Genomic DNA, 17642 nt, shown 5'->3' with positions numbered 1-17642 from the left:
GTTTGCCGGGGGGGGACGGCCGTGGGGGCCGGGCACGTGTTTTTGGCGGTGGTTATGGTTTTGGGCCTGCCCCCGGGGGCCGGGCAGGCCCCACACCTGCCTCCTAGGCGGCGAGGGCGACGCGCCTCGGTGCCCGGCGGCGGCCGGAGGAGCCCTGGTTGTCGCGGCCCGCGCCGGTCGCGCGGGTGTCACCCGCCGCGTGGGCGGGGCGTCCTCGACGGTTACGGCTGGTGGACGGGCTGCGGCGGGGGCGTTCGACGACGGGGGCGGCGATCACGGTGGGGATGCCGGTGGGCACGCGGGCGCCGGTGATGCGGGCGAGGTCCTCGTCGCCGGCGCTGACCCTGGTGGTGACGGGGGTGATGGCGGCCGTGGTCATCATGCGGGCCATCTCGCGGCGCTGGTTGGGCAGGACGAGGGTGACGACGGTGCCGGACTCGCCGGCCCGGGCGGTGCGGCCGCCGCGGTGGAGGTAGTCCTTGTGGTCGCTCGGCGGGTCGAGGTTGACGACGAGGTCGAGGCCGTCGACGTGGATGCCGCGGGCGGCGACGTTGGTGGCGATCAGGGCCGTGACCTGGCCGGTGCGGAACTGCTCCAGGGTGCGGGTGCGTTGCGGCTGGGACTTGCCGCCGTGCAGGGCGGCGGCCTTCACGCCGTTGGCGAGCAGGTCGTCCACCAGGCGGTCGGCGCCGTGCTTGGTGTCGATGAACATGATCACCCGGCCGTCGCGGGAGGCGATGTGGGCGATCGTGGCGTTCTTGTCGTAGTTCTGCACGTGCAGCACGTGGTGTTCCATGGTGCTGACCGCTCCCGCGGACGGGTCCACCGAGTGGGTGACCGGGTCCTTGAGGAAGCGCCGCACCAGGCGGTCGACATTGCGGTCCAGGGTGGCGGAGAACAGCATGGTCTGGCCGCCTTCGGCGACCTGCTCCAGAAGCTCGGTGACCTGCGGCAGGAAGCCCATGTCGGCCATCTGGTCGGCCTCGTCGAGCACCGTGATGCCGACCCCGTCCAGCCGGCAGTCGCCGCGCTGGATCAGGTCCTTGAGCCGGCCGGGCGTGGCCACCACGACCTCCGCCCCGCGGTTCAGCGCCTGGGCCTGGCGGCCGATCGACATCCCGCCCACCACGGCCGCCATCCGCAGCCGCACCGCGTGGGCGAACGGGGTGAGGGCGTCGGTGACCTGCTGCGCGAGCTCGCGGGTGGGGACCAGCACCAGGGCCAGCGGGCGGCGCGGCTCGGCGCGCCGGCCGGCGGTGCGGGCCAGCACCGCGAGGCCGAACGCGATGGTCTTGCCGGAGCCCGTCCGTCCACGTCCGAGGACGTCGCGTCCGGCCAGCGAGTTCGGCAGCGTCGCGGCCTGGATCGGGAACGGCGCCGTGACGCCCTGCCGGGTCAGGGTGGAGAGCAGGGCCTTCGGCATGTCCAGTGCGTCGAACGCCTCGACGGCCGGCAGCGCCGGGGTGGTGCTCACCGGCATCGCGAACTCGCCCTGCGGAGAAGAACCCTGGCGGCCGCCACGGCCGCCGGCGGGCCGGTCGCCGTAGAAGGAGCTGCCGCCGGAGCGGGAGGAGGACGAGGAACGGGAGTTGGCGTTCTGGTACGGGGAGCGGCTGGAGCGGTTCATGTGAGACCTTCCTGGGGCGGCACGTCGCGAGGAAGCTCCGCAGCGCGGGGCGCCGGCAGGAGGCCGCAAGGAACGGGCCGAAGTGTGGAGTGCGGGGCGTGGACGGTGGAACCGTGCGGCACGTCACCTTGAGGTCGGCGCTCGCCGCGGAGGGCGGGAGCGGAGAACCTCGAACCGCGGGGTGTCACGGCAGGGCGGCGATCCGGACGCGGCGCTGTGCGTCTCGCGTGGGGATGGCCGCCGGTGGCGGAGCCAGGGGGCCGGAATCAGCCGGGGAAGCGCGTCGTGGCGCAATGCCGAGGGGCCCGCACCGGGCATCATGTACGCGGTGCGGGCCCCTCGCTACCAGGCGGGTGCCGTGGCAGAAAAACTACAGCGGACGAATGTTCTCGGCCTGCGGGCCCTTCTGGCCCTGCGTGACGTCGAACTCGACCTTCTGGCCCTCGAGCAGCTCACGGAAGCCGTTGGCGTTGATGTTCGAGTAGTGGGCGAAGACGTCAGCGCCGCCACCGTCCTGCTCGATGAAGCCGAAGCCCTTTTCCGCGTTGAACCACTTCACAGTGCCATTAGCCATAAAGAAATCTCCTTCAAGGGGCTGTCCGAAGCCCGCACAGCGCGCGCTTCGAGTCGCCGCGATGAGCACCCACCCGGGGAAGAGCCGGGAAACAAAAAGGCGCCTGCGAAACATCAGCAGGCGCACACAAAGTTCATGGGAACCACTACTGCAACTAAAGCGACTCTAGCAGGCCCAGGCCCGTCGCGGGTGGATATTTCACCCCCACTTCTCCGGGAGCCTTCCCCCGGGGCCGTCGGCCGCGAGGCGACAGGACCACCAACACACATGGAGAGTGGCCTGGTTGAGCGATCACCCGTACTCCTTCGGCGCCGACCACTCGCCTTCCCCGGGGAAGGCGAGTCGCGCGGGTGCGCAGCGCCTGCCCTGGCCGCGCCAGACCCGTGAAAGCGACGCACCACGCCCACCGGCGCCATCCGGGGGCGCGCTGGACGGCTTGCGCGAAATTCCTGTCGTAGCTCCGAAATTGAGTGCGTCGAGAAGTCCCGCTCCCGCGACTTTCGGCGCATACTGCAGGGAATGACGAAATCTGCAGCAGTCCGCCGTGTCCTGCCCACCAGTCCCTTCAAGGCCCGGATCGAAGCGCCGCGCAAGCACTTCGCCGTCGGCGACCGCGTCACCCACGACACGTACGGCCTCGGCCGGGCCATCGGCGTCGAAGGCGACAGCGACATCGCGGTACTCGTCGACTTCGGATCGCGGCGGGAACGCATCACCCAGCCCTACGCCGCGATGTTCAAACTCTGACCCAGGGCGCACGCGGCTCTCCGCCGAGTGTGCCGCGCGTGTGCGGACCCCTGCGGTACGCCCCTGGCTCGCCGCGTCGGCACGCCGTCCAGGGGACGCGCACCCCGATCGGGTCGAACGGGAATCCGCAGCTCCGGCCCTGTAGCCTCGCCGGCCATGGCTGGAACAGCATGTGACGAAACGTCAAGGGCGGCTGGCTGCGGGCTGGGCAGGCGATAAACTCTGCGCGTGGATGACAAACATCTGTTTGAGTCCGTCTGTGCAGTGCTCTCCCTCCGAGGGTTCGAACTGGCGCCGCCCCAGGTGGCCGGGCTCTGCGCCCGGCGGCGTCCGGGGATCGGCCTGGTGCTGGAATGGAGCCCGGGCCAGGACCTGATCGGACCGACCCTCCACGCCTGCCCGCATCCCGCCGACGCCGCCGGGCGCACCGAGTTCCGCGGCATCCGCGGCGCGCTGATGCTGGCCCTGGCGGAGGTCCTCGGCTCCGAGGGCTTCACCGTCACCGCCCTCGGAGCCGACCTGCTCGTCACCGCCGGCCCGTACGATCCGGGCGATGCCCCGACCCTCACGGCTGCTCTCAACTGCCCCGCACCACGACGCAGCCGATCGGCGTGTCAGGTCGCCGCCATGTAGCGCCGTGCCGTGCAGCAGGCGCAAGGCCCGTGGTCGCCGTGGCCGCTGCCCCGGCCCGTGGGCGCCGCGGAGGCCGTGTCCTATTCTGGTGGGCATGTCGAACCCTGACGGGCTGCTCGTCGACATCGCCGCGATGGTCGAGTCCGAGCACAGCAATCAGATGTCCCTGACCGTGGTGGTCCCCGGCGCGGTGATCACCGGCAGGCTCGCGCCGGTGACCCTGTGGTGGGAACGGGTGGCGGAGGTCCTCCAGGCCTCGGAGCACCTGAAGCCGTTCGCCGCTCTCTTTGCCCCGCCCGCCGACGGCCCGCCCGCACGGCCCACCCATCTGCATCTCCACCGGGCGAAGATCCTTCAGGGCGACTTCGGGCTGCCCCACACCGGCGGCATGTACCGCATCGCCATCGAGGATGTCAGCAGCTGGACGGTCGGGGACCTCAGCTACTCCGATTCCTGAGGACCACGGCAGGCCGAGCGGCCGCCCGGCTCGACGCCCTACGTCCCCGCTGCAAGGAGTCGCTGAGCCTCGAGCGGGGTGTCGTGACCGCTGGCCCGGGTGTCGGGGTGGAGCCGCTGACGGCCCCGGCCGGAGAGACGAAGGGCACAGCGGGCAGGCGGAAGGCGCCGGCGCCCCGGGCGGTGCCGTCCATCTCCGAGCGGACCATCCCGAGGACGCGCCCGGCGGCGTCCAGCCCGGCCGCGCCCTCCAGTCGCCACGTCTTGTGCCGCGCTGCGGTGTTGCCGTCCGGGGTGACGGCCAGAGCGTGCAGCGCGAGGCCGTCCCCGATCCGGCCCCTGCGGCGTGGCCGTGCGGCTGGAGGGAGCTGTGGCCGGGTTGCCGGTCCGGTCAGGTGTCCGCGGCGGGTTCCTGGTGGTGTTGGGTGCGGCGGAGTTGCTCGTTGATGCGCAGGGCTTCTTCGAGTTGGTCTTCGAGGATGACGATGCGGCAGGCGGCTTCGATGGGGGTGCCCTGGTCGACGAGGTCGCGGGCGCGCATGGCGATGCGTAGTTGGTAGCGGGAGTAGCGGCGGTGGCCGCCGTCGGAGCGCAGGGGGGTGATGAGGCGGTGTTCGCCGAGGGCTCGTAGGAAGCCGGGGGTGGTGCCGGTCATCTCGGCGGCGCGGCCCATGGTGTAGGCGGGGTAGTCGTCGTCGTCGAGTTTGTCGGGTGTGTCGGGGCTGGCCGTTGTAGTCACTGCACCTCTCTGGTTCTCGGGGAGAACGCGTCGAGGGGCCCCGGGGCCGTGTCGGCTCCGGGGCCCCGAAGGGGAACAACACCATCTACCGGCCTGGGCCGGTCCTTCTACTTCCGCACTGCCCCGGGGGAGGGGTGTGCGGGGATCGCGAATGCGTGACCGGAAACCACCGTCCTTGCGTTGGGGTCTGCGGTGTCCGCCCGGGCGAGTGTTCACGGGCCGGGCGATCCTGATGGCGCTTGCGCCCTCCGTTCATCCTCTGTACTGAACTGTCACTTTCGTACTGCTGGTACTGCACCTGCTGAACTGCGTCCTGCTGGTCGGTGGCCGTGACGGCCCACCCGGTCCGGCAGCCCGGGCCCGCCGGCCGCCCCGCGTCTGCGGTGGCCTGGAACCCCACTGCCCGGACTCCTCGGCACGCGCGCCCGCAGTCTGGGCGCCTTTGCCGAGGTCCTGCTTGTCTGGCGACTGCCGGGTACTGCACTCACTGAACTGCGCACTGCTCGGTACCGCTGGTGGCGGCCCCTGATGCCTGCGGGCCGCCCGGTCCGGCAGCCAGTCCCGTCGCCGTCCTGCGCCTGCCTGGCTTCGGAACTCCACTGCCGGACCGAACTGCGAACTTCGGTCCAACAACCCCGGCCAGTTCGTGTCTGGCCGGTATCGCCGACTGCTGTCTACGAGAGAAACGTTAGACCCACCCACGAGCAATGTCTACTCCGGCGCGCATAGATTTTGCGGCACCCGTGTGTGAGGTAGTCTTCCGCTGCGCGGCGGCGGCAACCCCCCGAGCCGCCGCCGTGCGCCCGAAGAAACGAGCGACACACCGCATGGAGGCGGCAGTGGAAGAGCTGGGGCCCACAGCACCAGAGACGGCCCGGAACGGACAGGCGGCCCTGATCGAAGCGATTACCGAGGCCGTGCGCAACGGTGACGACCGCCCCGTCCGCCGGCTGCTGGCCCGCTTCGCCGAACAGGCCACCATCGCCGACCTGTACGCCCTGCGCGACGCCCTCGACACCACCCGCCCATCCGGCGACCACGGGCAGAGGTGACTCCTGCCGGAACGCACTCGCGACCCTGCCCGGCCAGGCGTTCAGGTCGACCCCGGGCCTGGCGTCGCGGCTGCTGCGAAATGCGCGCTCGCCCTGGCTGGCCGGTGCGAGGGAGCGGGTTCCGCAGGCCAACTGGCTCCGGCACCGTGCCCGTGTCGGCCGGCGCCCGGCACGGCTGGGCCGTTCGCACCTGCCCGAGGTCGATGTCGCGGCGCACCACCGTGGCGCCGGACTCGAACCGGGCGCCCGGCGGGGGCGGTCGGTCTCTCGTCGTCGGTCAGCGCTTGGAGGCCGACGCTGGCCGGATTGAACGGCCCGGCGCCGGCCACCCTGCCACGTTGTGTGGCCGGTGGCCGGCGCCGGTAGTGCCGCCCCGGGTCAGGCCGCGATCGTGAGGTCGGCGCGGCCGAACAGGAGCGCGTAGCCGCGGGGAAGGCCGGCGAGGAGGCGGTCGGTGAGGTGGTCGCCGGCGAGGTCGTTGAGGGCGGCCAGGACGGAGGACGCGTCCCAGCGGGCGCTGGTGAGGCTGGTGTTCAGGGCGCGGGCGACGGCTTCGACGAAGGCGGGCGCTGCGACCGGCTGGGGCAGGGGGATCTGGGCGGCGAAGACGGCGCGTGCCCGGTCGGGGAGGCTGGCGGCGACGTCGCAGCGCTCCTCGCCGGTGAGCTGGGAGCCGAGGACGGCCAGGACAGCGTGCAGGACGCGTTCGGCCTCCTCGTCGGAGGTGTAGCGGCCGAGGGTACGGACCTGCTGGAGAAGGAGACGGTACCGGGTCATGGCGGTGGTGGCCTTCCAGGGGTGGGCCGCCGCTGGCGGTACGGCGGCGCGAAGGTAGGGGTCAGGGCCGGTGGCCGGGCTGGGGGCGGCCGAACAGGAGGTCGTAGCCGGGCGGCAGCTGGAGCAGGACACGCTCGATGAGGTCGTCGCCGGCCGCGTCGGCCACGGTGCTGAGGACGGCGCCGATGTCCCACAGGGCGGTGGTCTCGGTGGCGCCCTCGATCCAGGCCGCCGTCGCGCGCACGAACCTCTCCGGGCTGAGCGGCTCGACCGCCCGCAGCGGGCTGAGCAGGACCAGGGCCATGGTCTCCGGCAGGCGGGCGGCCAGTTCGGCGCGCACACCGCCCGCCAGGTGGGCGCCGAGCAGGGCCAGAACGACACGCGCCGCCCGCTCGGCCTCCTGGGGTGTGTCGTACTCACCGCGTTCCCGGATCTCCTCCAGGAACGCCTCCCATCGAAGAGTCACCACAGTTCTCCCTCTGTCCCAAGGACGGGCGCGAACGCCGTCGGCGCCCGGTCAGGGCTCGACGATCAGGCGCCCGTTCAGACCGGTGAGCTTGAGCAGCCGGACCACGCAGCGGCCGGCGCCGCGAAGGGCCAGGCGCCCGCCGCACCGGTCGGCCTGGTTGTGGGCCTGGACCAGGACGCCCAGGCCCGCACAATCCATGAACGTCACCTCCGACAGGTCGAGGACCACCTCCCGATGTGACTTGAGCGCGGCGGTCAGGGCACGGCGCAGCGAGGGGGCGGTGCCGAGGTCGATCTCGCCGTCCGCCCGGACCACGAAGGGGTCGTGCCCTTGGTCGTGCATGGTGTCTCTAGCTGTCGGCCCGGGACGCCGTGGTGTGCAGGGGCCGCTGGGCCGGGCGGGTCGTGGCCGGGTGGGGTGGCCGTCCCGCAGGGCCCGGGGGATTGGCGGTGCGGGACGGCGGTCCGGGGGCCGGTCAGGCCTGGATCTGCTTGCGGCTTCCGCTATGGCTGATCTCGATCTTGCGGGGCTTGGCCTTCTCGGCGACAGGGATCTTCAAGGTCAGTACGCCGGCGTCGTAGTCGGCGCTGATCCCCGCGGGGTCGAGGGTGTCGGAGAGCATGACCTGGCGGGAGAACACGCCGAGCGGTCGCTCGGACAGCTCCCACTTCACATTGTCGCCCTCGTGGCGGGGGCGGCGTTCAGCCTTGACCGTCAGCATGTTCCGTTCGACGTCGATGTCGATCGCCTGCGGGTCCACCCCGGGCAGGTCGAAGCAGATCACGTACTCGTCGCCGACACGGCAGGCGTCCAGCGGCATCGGGGCCGGCCGGGACCAAGTGCCGTTCGTGCCCAGGAACTGCTGGGTCAGACGGTCCAGCTCGCGGAACGGGTCAGTGCGCATCAGCATCGCGAAACACCTCCACTGATCGATGGGAGCCAGTGCGCTTCACCTGAATCTGTTCTAGCATGTCATCCATCCGATGACAAGCAGCGAAGTCGCCAAAGGAGTGACACCTATGGGAAAGCGGCCCGACCCGCCCGCCACCGGCGGCAGCCCACCCACAGGACCGGCGTCCTTCCTCGCCGCCACTGCGGCGCTCGCCGCCATCGACGACGCCGTCCGCACCGCCCAGAACACCAGCCCGGCCGCCCGGCCCGGCGCCGGTGCACCGGACGAGGGACCGAGGCCGGCCCTGGCCGCGCTGGTGCTGCTGCGCGAACTGCGCACCGAGCTCGCCGGCTGGGAGGCGGGCCTGGTGGAGAGCGCCCGCGCCGGTGGCGCCACCTGGGCCGACCTCGCCCGGCCCATGGGCGTCGCCAGCCGCCAGGCCGCCGAGAACCGCTACCTGCGCCTGCGCCCCGCCGACAGCGGCTCCACCGACGCGGAGACCGGAGCGGAGCGCGTCAAAGCCGTACGCGACCGCCGGGCCGCCGACCGCGCTGTCACCGCCTGGGCCCGCGACAACGCAGCCGACCTGCGCGTCCTCGCCGCCCAGATCACTGCCGCGCCCGGCCTCACACCCCGGGCCCGCCCAGCGCTGACCGAGCTCACAACCGCCCTCGGCGCCCCCGACCCGGCCGACCTGATAGCGCCCCTCGCCGACATGCGACCCCACCTCGCCGCCGCCCACCCGGACCTCGCTGCCCGCCTCGACGACCTCACCAACCGCACCGACCGCCTCCGCCATGACAGCGACCAACGACGAACCTGACCCCCTCATCACCGAAGACCGCTGGCAGCACATCGAAGACCGGCTCGCCGCCATCGAACGCCGCATCCGCGAGCACAGCAGTGACGCCATTGCCACCGTCGACGCCTGCCTGGCCAGACTCGACGCCCTCCGCCACGACCTGGCCCACGGGCGGCGCGGGAGGCGGGCAGGTCACGCGGCATTCGCCAGCTCGGGCAGCCAGCCCGGCAGCCATCCCCGCCCGGCTCAGACCCGGGTCCTGCGAGCGCACCAGTCGGTGCAGTAGCGGCGGGCGCGGCCGGTGGAGGCCGGCGGCATGCCTGGGCGCCGCCCGGGCAATGGCCCGGCGGAACCGGAGCGGCCAGGTGTTGATGAGAATCCGCGATTTCCCCCCAGACCTGCTCGACCTCAGGCCGTCCGACGATCAACGAAGCGGGGAGGCCGGGTGAGTAGGCCGTTTCCGACGCCGTCAACGGCAGGGCGGGTACCGTGCGCGTCGGCCCGCGGCGGTGCGTTCAGGGCTCGGGATAGCCGGGGCCCGGCGTGGCCTCGACCAGGGCGGCGTTCAGCGTTGTCAGCGCGGCGATCACCGCGCTGACCTGCCCACCGGGCAGCCCAGGGAGCAGCTGGCGCAGTGTCGATTCGGCGTCCCGGTTCCTGGCTTTCTGCCGTGTCGCCGCGCGCTGGGATGCCTCCTGCGTCCTTACAGCCCTCGTCGGTGATCAGCTCACGACGGCTTCCTCACCTACCTCCTACTCCCCCCGCGGCTACGCGCTTCTGTCGCCGCCGTCTGGCCCTTGCCGGCCCGGACGGCCGCTGATCCGTCCCGCGCGCATGAACGGACGAATATCGGTAAAAAGGGGTGAAGAAGGGGCGGTGCGGTTGCGGCGTCCGGCGGACGACTGGAGGACCTGATGAGCGACCTGTGGCAAGGCGAAGGAGAAGGTCGGTGACCTGACCGGTGACGAGGAGCTCAAGGGCGAGGGCCAGGCCGACCAGGTCGATTCGAAGGTCAGGCAGGCCGCGGACGATGTCAAGGACGCCGTACAAGGCGCCGCCGACCGGGTGAAAGGCGCCCTGAAGCGGAACGACTGACCAAGGGAGGCACCGGCATGGCCCTGTTCCTGTTCATCCTGTTCATCGCCGTGGTGTTCGGCTTCGTCGGCGCCCTCGTGAAGGGCCTGCTGTGGCTGCTCGTCATCGGCGCCGTGCTGTTCGTCGCAGCCCTGGTGCTCGGCGGCGTGCGCCTGGGCCGCGGGCGAGGTGCACCCAGATAGGTGCGGGCCCCGGGGCGTACCGTCCGCACAGGGGACAGGCCGCCTGTGTAGGCGCTGCGCTGGCCTCTGCGACAGGATCCTCGGGGGACAGGACCGGCTCTGGGGTGGCACGTGTTGGCAGGTCCCCCGCCTCTCCCGCCCCACCTGCGCCCATCGGTGTCTCGCAGCGGCATTCCGTAACCGGCTACGGGGGACGGGAGTTACCGGTTTCGTGACCGAGACCGCCCAGGTGCATCAGAACCGGTCTCGGCGTACCGGGCACCCCTGGTCCGTGGCGCGTTGGCGGGCCCGCTGGCACGGTTTCATCTGCTGGAACGTCACAGGAGCGCGCCAGCGGGCCGCGGAACTCTGGCATCTGGAGGTTCTCAGAGCACGGTATTTCACGTGATCCCAGGCGGGGCGATAGCGGTATCGCCGGGGCACTCGGGTCTCAGCACACGGCTTTCGTCCTTGGCCGCTCTGCGCGTGCGCGTTCTCCAGTCTCAGGGGGAGCCGGGGCCGCCGCAGCCCGCGCGAAGCGTCGGTGAAAGGGAACGGTGAGGCGTAGCCCGGATCGTCGAGTTCAACTGGCCGTGGCCCACTGGGTGGTTCGCGCGTGCAGAGGGGAGACGACTGCGGCGTAGCAGTTTCCGGGCAGGTCGGTGACCCAGTCGAAGGTGTCGAGGGTGACGCCGTGCTGGGCGGCGGCGTGGAGCATGTCGGCCAGCAGAGCGGTCGCGGTGGCTTTCTGCTCCTCGGTGCCGGGTGTGGTGCGGCGCTGAGCGGCTTCGTTGATGCGGTCGGTCAGGTCGCGGTGCCTGAGGACGGCGCGGTAGCACGTGCTGGGCAGGTCGGTGACCCAGTCGAAGGTGTCGAGGGTGATGCCGTGTTTCGCTGCGGCGTGGAGGATGTCGGCCAGCAGGGCGGTCGCGGCGGCGCGGTCCTGCTCGGTGCCCTCGTCCGGGCGGCGCTGAGCGGCTTCGTTGACGCGGTCGGCCAGGTCACGGCGCCTGGCCATGGCGCGGTAGCACGTGCCGGGCAGGTCGGTGACCCAGTCAAAGACATCGAGGGTGACGCCGTGCTGGGCGGCGGCCCGGAGCATGTCGGCCAGCAGGGCCGTCGCGGCGCCTTTGTCCTGCTCGGTGCCCTGGTCGAGGCGTCGCTCGGCGGCGGCGTTGACGCGGTCGGCCAGGGTGCGGTTCTTGCGGTCGGTGTACTGGTACACGCTTCTGTCTCCTCGGTCGGTCGGGTGGCCGTCGGCGTGGCCGGGGTTCGTTTCCGGCTGTCGAAGCGGGTGATGGCGGCGGTGCCGCAGAGGGTGTGGACGCCGAACCGGGTGCTGCACGCGCGTCCCGCCGGGCCAGGCTCGGCTCTGGCGGGACGCTCGGTTCGATGCGACTCGTGTGAGGCGCCCCCGACCCTTGCCTGTGGCGTGTGCCGGGCGCGGACGGCCGAGCGGTGCGGGGGTGCGGCCGGCCGGGCTGGTTAGGCGTACGGCGGGCCGCACCCCGGTGGGAGGGTTACAGGCTGTGGGTGAGGTGGTCGGTCAGGAGGCGGGTGAAGCGGGCCGGGTCGGGCAGGTCGCCGCCCTCGGCGAGCAGGGCGCTGCCGTGGACGAGTTCGGCGATGTCGGCCAGGACCGGGTCGTCGGACTTCGCCCCGTGGGCCCGGTGCAGGGCGGTGATCAGGGGGTGGGTGGGGTTGAGCTCCAGGATCCGCTTCACGGTGGGCAGTTCCTGGCCCATGGCCCGGTACATCTTCTCCAGGGTGGGGGTCAGGTCGTGGGCGTCGCCGACCAGGCAGGCGGCGGAGGTGGTGAGCCGGGTGGAGAGGCGGACATGCTTGACGTGCTCGGCCAGGGTGGCCTGCAGCCAGGTGAGGAGGTCGGCGAACTCCTCCTCGCGCCGGGCCTTCTGCGCCTTCGCCTCGTCGTCGCCGTCGGTGTCGGCGTCGTCGCCGAGGTCGACCTGGCCCTTGGCGATGGACTGGAAGCGGTGGCCCTCGAAGGCGGGGACCTGGTCGGTCCAGACCTCGTCGACGGGGTCGGTGAGGATCAGGACCTCGTAGCCCTTGGCGGCGAAGGCCTCCATGTGCGGGGAGTTCTCCACCATCTGGCGGTTCTCGCCGGTCAGGTAGTAGATGGTGTCCTGGCCGTCCTTCATCCGCGCGACGTACTCGCGCAGCGTGGTCGTCTTCTGCGCGTCGTGGGTGGAGGCGGCCGAGACCAGCGGCAGCAGCGCGTCGGTGTTGTCGCGGTCCTCGAGCAGGCCTTCCTTGATCACCCGGCCGAACTGCTCCCACGCCGTGGTGTAGGCCTCGGGGTTGGTGGCCTGCATGTCCTTGAGGGCGGCGAGGACCTTCTTGACGAGTCGCCGGCGGACCGCGGTGATCTGGCGGTCGTGCTGCAGGATCTCGCGGGAGACGTTCAGCGACAGGTCGTGGGCGTCGACGACGCCCTTGACGAAGCGCAGGTAGTTCGGCATGAGCGCGTCGCAGTCGTCCATGATGAACACCCGCTTGACGTACAGCTGCACGCCCCGCTTGGTGTCCCGGGAGAACAGGTCGAACGGCGCGTGGGCGGGGATGAACAGCAGCGCCTCGTACTCGAAGGTGCCCTCGGCGCGCATGTGGATGGTCTCGGCCGGGGCCTGCCAGTCGTGGCTGATCTGCTGGTAGAAGTCGTGGTACTCGGCCTTGGTCACCTCGCTGCGCGGGCGGGCCCACAGGGCCTTCATCGAGTTCAGCGTCTCGAGCGCGCCGGCGGGTTCGGCGCCGTCCACGGCCTCGGCCTCGGTGTCGGTCTCGGCACCGTCCGAGGTGGCGGGTTCGGCGGCCATGCGGATGGGCCAGCGGATGAAGTCCGAGTACTGCTTGACGATCTGGCGGATCTTCCACGCCGCGAGGTAGTCGCCGAGCCCGTCCTCGCCGTCGGCCGGCTTGAGGTGCAGCGTGACCGAGGTGCCCGCCGGCAGGCCGCCGGCCTCCGCGATCGTGTAGGTGCCCTCGCCGTCGGACTCCCACGCGGTGCCCTGCTCGGTGCCGGCCCGGCGGGTGTGCAGGGTGACCTTGTCGGCGACCATGAACGCCGAGTAGAAGCCGACGCCGAACTGGCCGATCAGGTTCTGCGCCGCTTCCGCGTCCTTGGCCTCCTTGATCCTGGCCAGCAGGCCGGCGGTGCCGGACTTCGCGATGGTGCCGATCAGGTCGACGACGTCCTCGCGGGTCATGCCGATGCCGTTGTCCCGCACCGTCAGGGTGCGGGCCTGCCGGTCGACCTCCAGGGTGATGTGCAGGTCCGAGGTGTCGGCCGCGAGGTCGGTGTCGGTGAGGGATTCCAGGCGGAGCTTGTCGAGGGCGTCGGAGGCGTTGGAGATCAGCTCGCGCAGGAAGATGTCCTTGTTCGAGTAGATCGAGTGGATCACCAGCTGCAGCAGCTGGCGGGTCTCCGCCTGGAACTCCAGCGTCTCGGTCGGGCTGGCCACGGGAGGCGTCTCCTTTGTGTGCACGTAGCGGGAAGGGCTCGGGTCGGGCTGCCGGGGCTGGCCGGGGTGCTGTGTGGCCGGCCCCGGGGGTGTTCAGATGTGGCTGAGGGGCTGGTAGGGCTGCTCGGGGCGGGCGGTGCCGGGTCGGGCGGTGCCGTAGCAGGACAGGAAGAGCTTCCAGCCGTCGCGGCACTCCAGCGTCGCGCCGTAGCGCACTGCGGGTGGGTCCGGGCGCGTGCTGTACCGGTCGACGCGCACGATCCCGGCGGCCGGGTCGTCGGCCGCCATGGCGGCTGCGACCAGGGCCTGCTCGACGAGGGCCACCGGAATCGACGAGCCCGTCAGGTCCGGCGCTTCCACGCTCTCGGCGCCGTCACCGTCGCCGGTGGTGATGGTGGGGGCGGTGCCGCTGGCACCGGTGATGGTCCACCACACCTGTCCGCCGCTCTCCAGGGTCACGGTCAGTCCGTAGGGGCTGTCGTCGTCACGCTGGCAGGCGCCGGTAATGCCCGGTATGCCCAGGGCACGCTCGATGAGCAGTTGCTGCAGATCGGCTGGAGTCATGGGAGTCGGCTGGGATCGGGGACGGCGCGACCGTCGTCGTCCGGAAGATTCGGGTGGTCTGCACGCCGCGAGCCGTCAGGCGTCAACTCGCGCCCCGTGTGGGGGCACAGGCGCCTCGTGCGGGCTTGCGGCGGTAAGCCGGTCCACGGCGTGCGGGTCGTGGACCGGCAGGGGTGTGACTCGGGGTGGTCACGGGCTGGCTGAGGGTGTGCGGCGCTGCCGGTTGCTGTCGGCGCGTAGCTGGTCGGCTCGGGCGGTGAGTTGATCGAGGCGGTCTGCGATCTTCGGGTGCTCCGCCTCCAGTAGGGGCCGGGTCTCGGTGAGCGGGGCGAGCAGGCGGGCGGGGTCGTTGTGGCCGAGTGCATCCAGGAGGCGCTCTATGGTGGGGGCCGCTTGTGTGCCGAGGCCGTCCAGAGCGCCGATCTGTCCGGCGAGGCGGCGCAGGTCGGCGGCGTTGTCGCGGGCCCAGGTGGTCACCGCGCGGTCGGCGGCGCGCTGGTCGCGCGTGGCCTGGACGCGTTGCTCGCCGGTGCTTCCCGCCCCGGTGCCGGCGTTCGCGCTGGGACGCAGGCGCAGGTAGCGGCGTTCGGCGGCTTGGCGGCTTTGGACGCCCAGTGGTTCGGCGAGGTCGGCCCAGGTGGCGCCGGCATCGCGAGCGGTCTCGATCAGGCCGGTCTCCCAGTCGGCGAGTTCCTCGCGCAGGTGGCGTAGCAGCAGGATTGCGGAAAGGGCCTGTTGTGGATCGCTTTGGCCTGCGTCGTCCGGGGGTGCGTGGCGGGCGGTGCGGGCGGCGGCGTCCATCATGCCCAGCGCGGCGGCGGCGGCCAGGAACGAGGCCGGCCCCACCCCGGCCGCGCCGGTGTCCTGGGTATCCATGTCGTCACTCTTTCGCTGACTGGGTGAGTGTCATCGTCTGGATGACATGCTACAACGGTTCGTGTCGCGCCGCGCCGGCGCGAACCACCCAAAGCGCTTCTGGATCGGAGGTGCCCGACGATGTCCATGCGCACTGCGGTGCCTCACCAGGCGCCCCCCGGGGCCTGGTTGCGACCGGCCCCGATTCCGATGGACGCCTGGCGCGAGGACGACCGTTTCATGATCGCGCTCGATGTGCCCGGCGTCCCGCAGGAGGCGATCGAGGTCGACGTACTGGGTCGGGTGGCGACCGTAAAGGCCGAACGCCGTCCCGCCCCCCACGGCGGGAATGCGCGCATCCAGCTCGCCGAGCGCTCCCACGGGGTGTGCGAGCGCCGGATCCAGCTGGCTGACAGTCTCGACCCGGGCCGTATCACGGCCCACCTGCAGGACGGCGTCCTGACCCTCACCGTCCCCACCGCCTCGGCCTCCCGGCCCCGCAGGATCACCATCTGTCGGCAACGGGTGAAACGAGGGCTGCGGCGATGCTGGCGAAGGCGGCGAAGTGGTCGGCCTTGCGTTCGTAGCGGCGGTGGAGGCGGCGGAAGCCGCCGACCCAACGTCATGGCTGACCGGCTACCGCCGGCTCAACCACCGCTACGAGCGTGATCCCCGCAACTACCTGGCCTTTCTCGGCCTCGGCGCCACCCTGTGCTGCTACAAACGCCTGATCCGCATCACCACATAGGACACGGTCCAAGTCGAGCGAGACGGGACACCGCCGCTGGTCCGGTTCCGGGAGCTCTGACGAATGTCCTCTGACAGGTGATCTTGACCGTCTGTCAGCAGATCTTGACCACAGCTGATGCTGAGGCGTTGGGCTGGCGTGGGCAGGACGAACGAGTGCCCCGCATCGCGAGTGGACCTATCGGAAACGGGCCCTCTGTTATTGAGGTTCGAGATCCGCAAGGATCGCATCTAACGTGCAGTCAGGAAGGCCACCGCGGGGCTACCGGGCCTGTCGGCTGCACCCCAGGGCTGTCCGCGAACTGCGAGTCAACCGAGCCAGCTGACACCCACCCCGGCAAACCGGATCTCGCTGGTGAACGATCTGCTGCCCGTCGCCGAGGAACAGGGGCCCTATGACCGCGGGCCGCAGAAGGTCAATGGCCAGGCCTACTCCACAACGCTGTCTTCCAGCTGCTCGGTCGCCACGTGGCAACTCGACCGCCAGTACACGACCTTCACCACCACCCTCGGTGCGGCGGACAGCACCGCCTCCGACACCAAGATACTGCTCTACGTCGAACTGGACGGCGTGCGAAAAATCGAGCGGAGCATGGCCGTCGGCTCCACGCTGCCCGTGACACTCGGCCTGCGCGGCGTCTTCCGCATCACCCTCGGCTCCATGTCCTGCAACAGCCGCCACCAAGAAAACGTCGGCGCGTGGATCGACCCCGTCATCACCAAGGCCCCCTGACAAACGGCCCCCCACGCCGAACTGGCCCGGCGCGAGATGGCAGCAGACGGTGTCCGGTGCAGGCCGATCCGAGGGCCGCCACCCCCATCGGGGCTGGCACGCTTGCCGGTGACGGTCATCTGTCCGTGAGGCTGTGGTCAAGATCTGCTGGCAAACGGTCAAGATCACGTGTCAGAGGACAACGAAGGCCGGCGGCCGGTTGTCCCAGCCTTGCCCCAGGTCCGGACGCAGAACAGCGTGACCTGGGGTTTTCAGGTGGGACCGTCCCAGCGAATCGGGCATACCGGGCGTGCTGGGACAGGGTGTGTCTCAGCTTTGTCCCAGGCCGACGGCGGCGCGACGGTGCCTGCCGGTGATGGCCCGGATTGTGCGTCTCGGGTCCGGCGGGCACCGGCAGCAGCGTAGCGGGCGCGGCACGCCGGCCCGGCTCTACAGCGCGGGGTGCGGCGGGTCTTCGGGGGCGACGGCTGCGATCCGCACGGTCGGCGGCCAGGGCGGGGCGGGGGCGTAGGCGTGCACGACGTTGAGCGCGGGCCGGCCTTTGGCCCGGTCGCCCTCGATCCGGGTGGAGTACAGCTCGACCTGCTGGCCGCCCTCGGTGACGGTGCGGATCGGGCGGCCGAGTCGCGGCCGGTGTTCGAGTTCGGCGCGCAGCGCTTCCAGTGCCTCGGTGGCGCCGAGCTCCTTGGCGCGCCGGGCGGCGCGGTCGGTGACCACGGCGACCGCCGGGTCCGGCTGCTGGTGCTGGTCGGTCACTCGGCGCCCTGCCGCGCCAGCAGGTCGGCGACGGCCTGGTCGACGGCGTCGGATGTCTCCCGGTCGGCGGCGAGCAGCACGCGGCCGCGGTAGGCGGCGACGATCTCGGCGACCGCGACCAGGTCCACGACGGCGGGGACCTGGTCGACCTGGTCGAGCCGGTCCATCGGCACCCGGCGCAGCAGCTGCTCGGCGAGTTCCGCGTCCAGGCGCTCGGCATCGCCGGGGAAGCCGTGGCCGGCGCGCAGCGCGGCGCGCAGTTCCTGGACCGTGTCCATCGGCGGCAGCCCGAGACAGCCGCCCCCTCGTTCGGCGGGCTGGGCGCTCATCCCCACCAACCCCTCTCCCTGTCGGCATCTCCCGGCGCCGGGCCGGGCCCTGTGGTGTCGACGGTAGCCGCCCCGAGGCTGGTCTGGGGCGGCGCCTGGCAACTCGTCCCGGACGGGGCCGCCCCGGGTCCGTCCGGGACGGACCCGGCCCG

General features: G+C 71.5%; 21 protein-coding genes and 3 pseudogenes. 11 read left to right on the top strand and 13 right to left on the bottom strand.

Features of this window, described 5'->3' with window-relative positions:
• Positions 1-103 precede the first annotated feature (103 nt).
• Positions 104-1627, bottom strand: a complete 1524-nt coding sequence (locus tag ACFVHV_RS37225) for a DEAD/DEAH box helicase (protein ID WP_380357439.1) — start codon at positions 1625-1627, stop codon at positions 104-106.
• A 370-nt stretch (positions 1628-1997) separates the two neighbouring features.
• Positions 1998-2201, bottom strand: coding sequence for a cold-shock protein (locus tag ACFVHV_RS37220; protein ID WP_099897249.1), 204 nt, complete (start codon positions 2199-2201; stop codon positions 1998-2000).
• Between the two features lie 519 nt (positions 2202-2720).
• On the opposite strand from ACFVHV_RS37220, the gene ACFVHV_RS37215 reads away from it, so the two are divergent.
• The 3 genes from ACFVHV_RS37215 to ACFVHV_RS37205 all read left to right on the top strand — a co-directional run bounded on the left by ACFVHV_RS37215 (position 2721) and on the right by ACFVHV_RS37205 (position 4038).
• Entirely contained in the window at positions 2721-2948 is a 228-nt protein-coding gene (locus tag ACFVHV_RS37215; RefSeq protein ID WP_359913429.1) for a hypothetical protein, read from the top strand.
• A 228-nt stretch (positions 2949-3176) separates the two neighbouring features.
• The gene (locus tag ACFVHV_RS37210; RefSeq protein ID WP_380357436.1) at positions 3177-3581 is read left to right on the top strand and encodes a hypothetical protein; all 405 of its coding nucleotides are present in this window, start codon (positions 3177-3179) and stop codon (positions 3579-3581) included.
• A gap of 94 nt (positions 3582-3675) precedes the next feature.
• Entirely contained in the window at positions 3676-4038 is a 363-nt protein-coding gene (locus ACFVHV_RS37205) for a hypothetical protein (RefSeq protein ID WP_380357434.1), read from the top strand.
• A gap of 390 nt (positions 4039-4428) precedes the next feature.
• Here the strand turns inward: ACFVHV_RS37205 and ACFVHV_RS37200 are convergent, their stop codons facing one another.
• Positions 4429-4710: a MerR family transcriptional regulator gene (locus ACFVHV_RS37200; RefSeq protein ID WP_371522889.1), complete on the bottom strand. Its 282-nt coding sequence runs from the start codon at positions 4708-4710 to the stop codon at positions 4429-4431.
• 983 nt (positions 4711-5693) lie between these two features.
• Here ACFVHV_RS37200 and ACFVHV_RS37195 point away from each other — a divergent pair.
• The gene (locus tag ACFVHV_RS37195; protein ID WP_380357432.1) at positions 5694-5828 is read left to right on the top strand and encodes a hypothetical protein; all 135 of its coding nucleotides are present in this window, start codon (positions 5694-5696) and stop codon (positions 5826-5828) included.
• A gap of 378 nt (positions 5829-6206) precedes the next feature.
• On the opposite strand, the gene ACFVHV_RS37190 is transcribed toward ACFVHV_RS37195, so the two are convergent.
• From ACFVHV_RS37190 to ACFVHV_RS37175, 4 genes are all read right to left on the bottom strand, one after another.
• A complete protein-coding gene (locus tag ACFVHV_RS37190) occupies positions 6207-6605 on the bottom strand; it encodes a DUF2267 domain-containing protein (protein WP_359913418.1) in 399 nt (132 codons plus the stop codon).
• 61 nt (positions 6606-6666) lie between these two features.
• Positions 6667-7071 (bottom strand): DUF2267 domain-containing protein, encoded by a 405-nt coding sequence (locus tag ACFVHV_RS37185; RefSeq protein WP_359913415.1) that lies wholly within the window; start codon positions 7069-7071, stop codon positions 6667-6669.
• Positions 7072-7122: 51 nt separating this feature from the next.
• Positions 7123-7416, bottom strand: coding sequence for an STAS domain-containing protein (locus tag ACFVHV_RS37180; protein WP_371519665.1), 294 nt, complete (start codon positions 7414-7416; stop codon positions 7123-7125).
• Positions 7417-7549: 133 nt separating this feature from the next.
• Positions 7550-7984: an Hsp20/alpha crystallin family protein gene (locus tag ACFVHV_RS37175; protein WP_359913409.1), complete on the bottom strand. Its 435-nt coding sequence runs from the start codon at positions 7982-7984 to the stop codon at positions 7550-7552.
• Positions 7985-8093: 109 nt separating this feature from the next.
• Between ACFVHV_RS37175 and ACFVHV_RS37170 the strand changes: the two genes are divergently transcribed.
• From ACFVHV_RS37170 to ACFVHV_RS37155, 4 genes and pseudogenes are all read left to right on the top strand, one after another.
• The gene (locus ACFVHV_RS37170) at positions 8094-8789 is read left to right on the top strand and encodes a hypothetical protein (protein WP_359913406.1); all 696 of its coding nucleotides are present in this window, start codon (positions 8094-8096) and stop codon (positions 8787-8789) included.
• The gene (locus tag ACFVHV_RS37165) at positions 8764-9054 is read left to right on the top strand and encodes a hypothetical protein (protein ID WP_359913403.1); all 291 of its coding nucleotides are present in this window, start codon (positions 8764-8766) and stop codon (positions 9052-9054) included. Before ACFVHV_RS37170 ends, ACFVHV_RS37165 begins: the two co-directional genes overlap by 26 nt.
• Before the next feature lie 653 nt (positions 9055-9707).
• A pseudogene (locus ACFVHV_RS37160) lies at positions 9708-9863 on the top strand (CsbD family protein); the annotation flags it as partial.
• 17 nt (positions 9864-9880) lie between these two features.
• Entirely contained in the window at positions 9881-10045 is a 165-nt protein-coding gene (locus ACFVHV_RS37155; protein WP_359913400.1) for a hypothetical protein, read from the top strand.
• A 562-nt stretch (positions 10046-10607) separates the two neighbouring features.
• Here ACFVHV_RS37155 and ACFVHV_RS37150 read toward each other — a convergent pair.
• From ACFVHV_RS37150 to ACFVHV_RS37135, 4 genes are all read right to left on the bottom strand, one after another.
• On the bottom strand, positions 10608-11249 hold the full coding sequence (locus ACFVHV_RS37150) for a hypothetical protein (RefSeq protein ID WP_359913397.1): 642 nt from the start codon (positions 11247-11249) through the stop codon (positions 10608-10610).
• Positions 11250-11544: 295 nt separating this feature from the next.
• Positions 11545-13506 (bottom strand): molecular chaperone HtpG, encoded by a 1962-nt coding sequence (gene htpG, locus ACFVHV_RS37145; protein ID WP_359913394.1) that lies wholly within the window; start codon positions 13504-13506, stop codon positions 11545-11547.
• Positions 13507-13599: 93 nt separating this feature from the next.
• Entirely contained in the window at positions 13600-14070 is a 471-nt protein-coding gene (locus ACFVHV_RS37140; RefSeq protein WP_359913391.1) for a hypothetical protein, read from the bottom strand.
• A gap of 189 nt (positions 14071-14259) precedes the next feature.
• A complete protein-coding gene (locus tag ACFVHV_RS37135) occupies positions 14260-14946 on the bottom strand; it encodes a type III effector protein (RefSeq protein ID WP_359913388.1) in 687 nt (228 codons plus the stop codon).
• 120 nt (positions 14947-15066) lie between these two features.
• Between ACFVHV_RS37135 and ACFVHV_RS37130 the strand changes: the two are divergent.
• The 3 genes and pseudogenes from ACFVHV_RS37130 to ACFVHV_RS37120 form a co-directional block, all read left to right on the top strand.
• Positions 15067-15426: pseudogene (locus tag ACFVHV_RS37130) on the top strand (Hsp20/alpha crystallin family protein); the annotation flags it as partial.
• Positions 15427-15547: 121 nt separating this feature from the next.
• Positions 15548-15673, top strand: a pseudogene (locus tag ACFVHV_RS37125) (IS5/IS1182 family transposase); the annotation flags it as partial.
• Positions 15674-16027: 354 nt separating this feature from the next.
• Entirely contained in the window at positions 16028-16405 is a 378-nt protein-coding gene (locus ACFVHV_RS37120; protein WP_380357426.1) for an NPCBM/NEW2 domain-containing protein, read from the top strand.
• Between the two features lie 429 nt (positions 16406-16834).
• Here the strand turns inward: ACFVHV_RS37120 and ACFVHV_RS37115 are convergent, their stop codons facing one another.
• Entirely contained in the window at positions 16835-17161 is a 327-nt protein-coding gene (locus ACFVHV_RS37115) for a hypothetical protein (RefSeq protein WP_359913453.1), read from the bottom strand.
• Entirely contained in the window at positions 17158-17490 is a 333-nt protein-coding gene (locus ACFVHV_RS37110; protein WP_380357423.1) for a hypothetical protein, read from the bottom strand. Before ACFVHV_RS37110 ends, ACFVHV_RS37115 begins: the two co-directional genes overlap by 4 nt.
• Between the last annotated feature and the right edge of the window lie 152 nt (positions 17491-17642).

It is taken from the genome of Kitasatospora sp. NPDC127116, from assembly GCF_042677365.1.
Classification (GTDB): domain Bacteria; phylum Actinomycetota; class Actinomycetes; order Streptomycetales; family Streptomycetaceae; genus Kitasatospora; species Kitasatospora lactacystinica.
Note: the sequence above shows the minus strand (reverse complement) of the source record. Positions and strands in the feature narration are given on the sequence as shown.

Excerpts from the sequence above, each read along its gene's own strand:
- ACFVHV_RS37205 (WP_380357434.1), top strand. The coding sequence starts at position 3,676 with ATGTCGAACCCTGACGGGCTGCTCGTCGACATCGCCGCGATGGTCGAG.
- ACFVHV_RS37225 (WP_380357439.1), bottom strand. The coding sequence starts at position 1,627 with ATGAACCGCTCCAGCCGCTCCCCGTACCAGAACGCCAACTCCCGTTCC.
- ACFVHV_RS37155 (WP_359913400.1), top strand. The coding sequence starts at position 9,881 with ATGGCCCTGTTCCTGTTCATCCTGTTCATCGCCGTGGTGTTCGGCTTC.
- ACFVHV_RS37135 (WP_359913388.1), bottom strand. The coding sequence starts at position 14,946 with ATGGATACCCAGGACACCGGCGCGGCCGGGGTGGGGCCGGCCTCGTTC.
- ACFVHV_RS37190 (WP_359913418.1), bottom strand. The coding sequence starts at position 6,605 with ATGACCCGGTACCGTCTCCTTCTCCAGCAGGTCCGTACCCTCGGCCGC.
- ACFVHV_RS37215 (WP_359913429.1), top strand. The coding sequence starts at position 2,721 with ATGACGAAATCTGCAGCAGTCCGCCGTGTCCTGCCCACCAGTCCCTTC.
- ACFVHV_RS37180 (WP_371519665.1), bottom strand. The coding sequence starts at position 7,416 with ATGCACGACCAAGGGCACGACCCCTTCGTGGTCCGGGCGGACGGCGAG.
- ACFVHV_RS37175 (WP_359913409.1), bottom strand. The coding sequence starts at position 7,984 with ATGCTGATGCGCACTGACCCGTTCCGCGAGCTGGACCGTCTGACCCAG.
- ACFVHV_RS37140 (WP_359913391.1), bottom strand. The coding sequence starts at position 14,070 with ATGACTCCAGCCGATCTGCAGCAACTGCTCATCGAGCGTGCCCTGGGC.
- ACFVHV_RS37165 (WP_359913403.1), top strand. The coding sequence starts at position 8,764 with ATGACAGCGACCAACGACGAACCTGACCCCCTCATCACCGAAGACCGC.
- ACFVHV_RS37170 (WP_359913406.1), top strand. The coding sequence starts at position 8,094 with ATGGGAAAGCGGCCCGACCCGCCCGCCACCGGCGGCAGCCCACCCACA.
- ACFVHV_RS37220 (WP_099897249.1), bottom strand. The coding sequence starts at position 2,201 with ATGGCTAATGGCACTGTGAAGTGGTTCAACGCGGAAAAGGGCTTCGGC.
- ACFVHV_RS37110 (WP_380357423.1), bottom strand. The coding sequence starts at position 17,490 with ATGAGCGCCCAGCCCGCCGAACGAGGGGGCGGCTGTCTCGGGCTGCCG.
- ACFVHV_RS37200 (WP_371522889.1), bottom strand. The coding sequence starts at position 4,710 with ATGGGCCGCGCCGCCGAGATGACCGGCACCACCCCCGGCTTCCTACGA.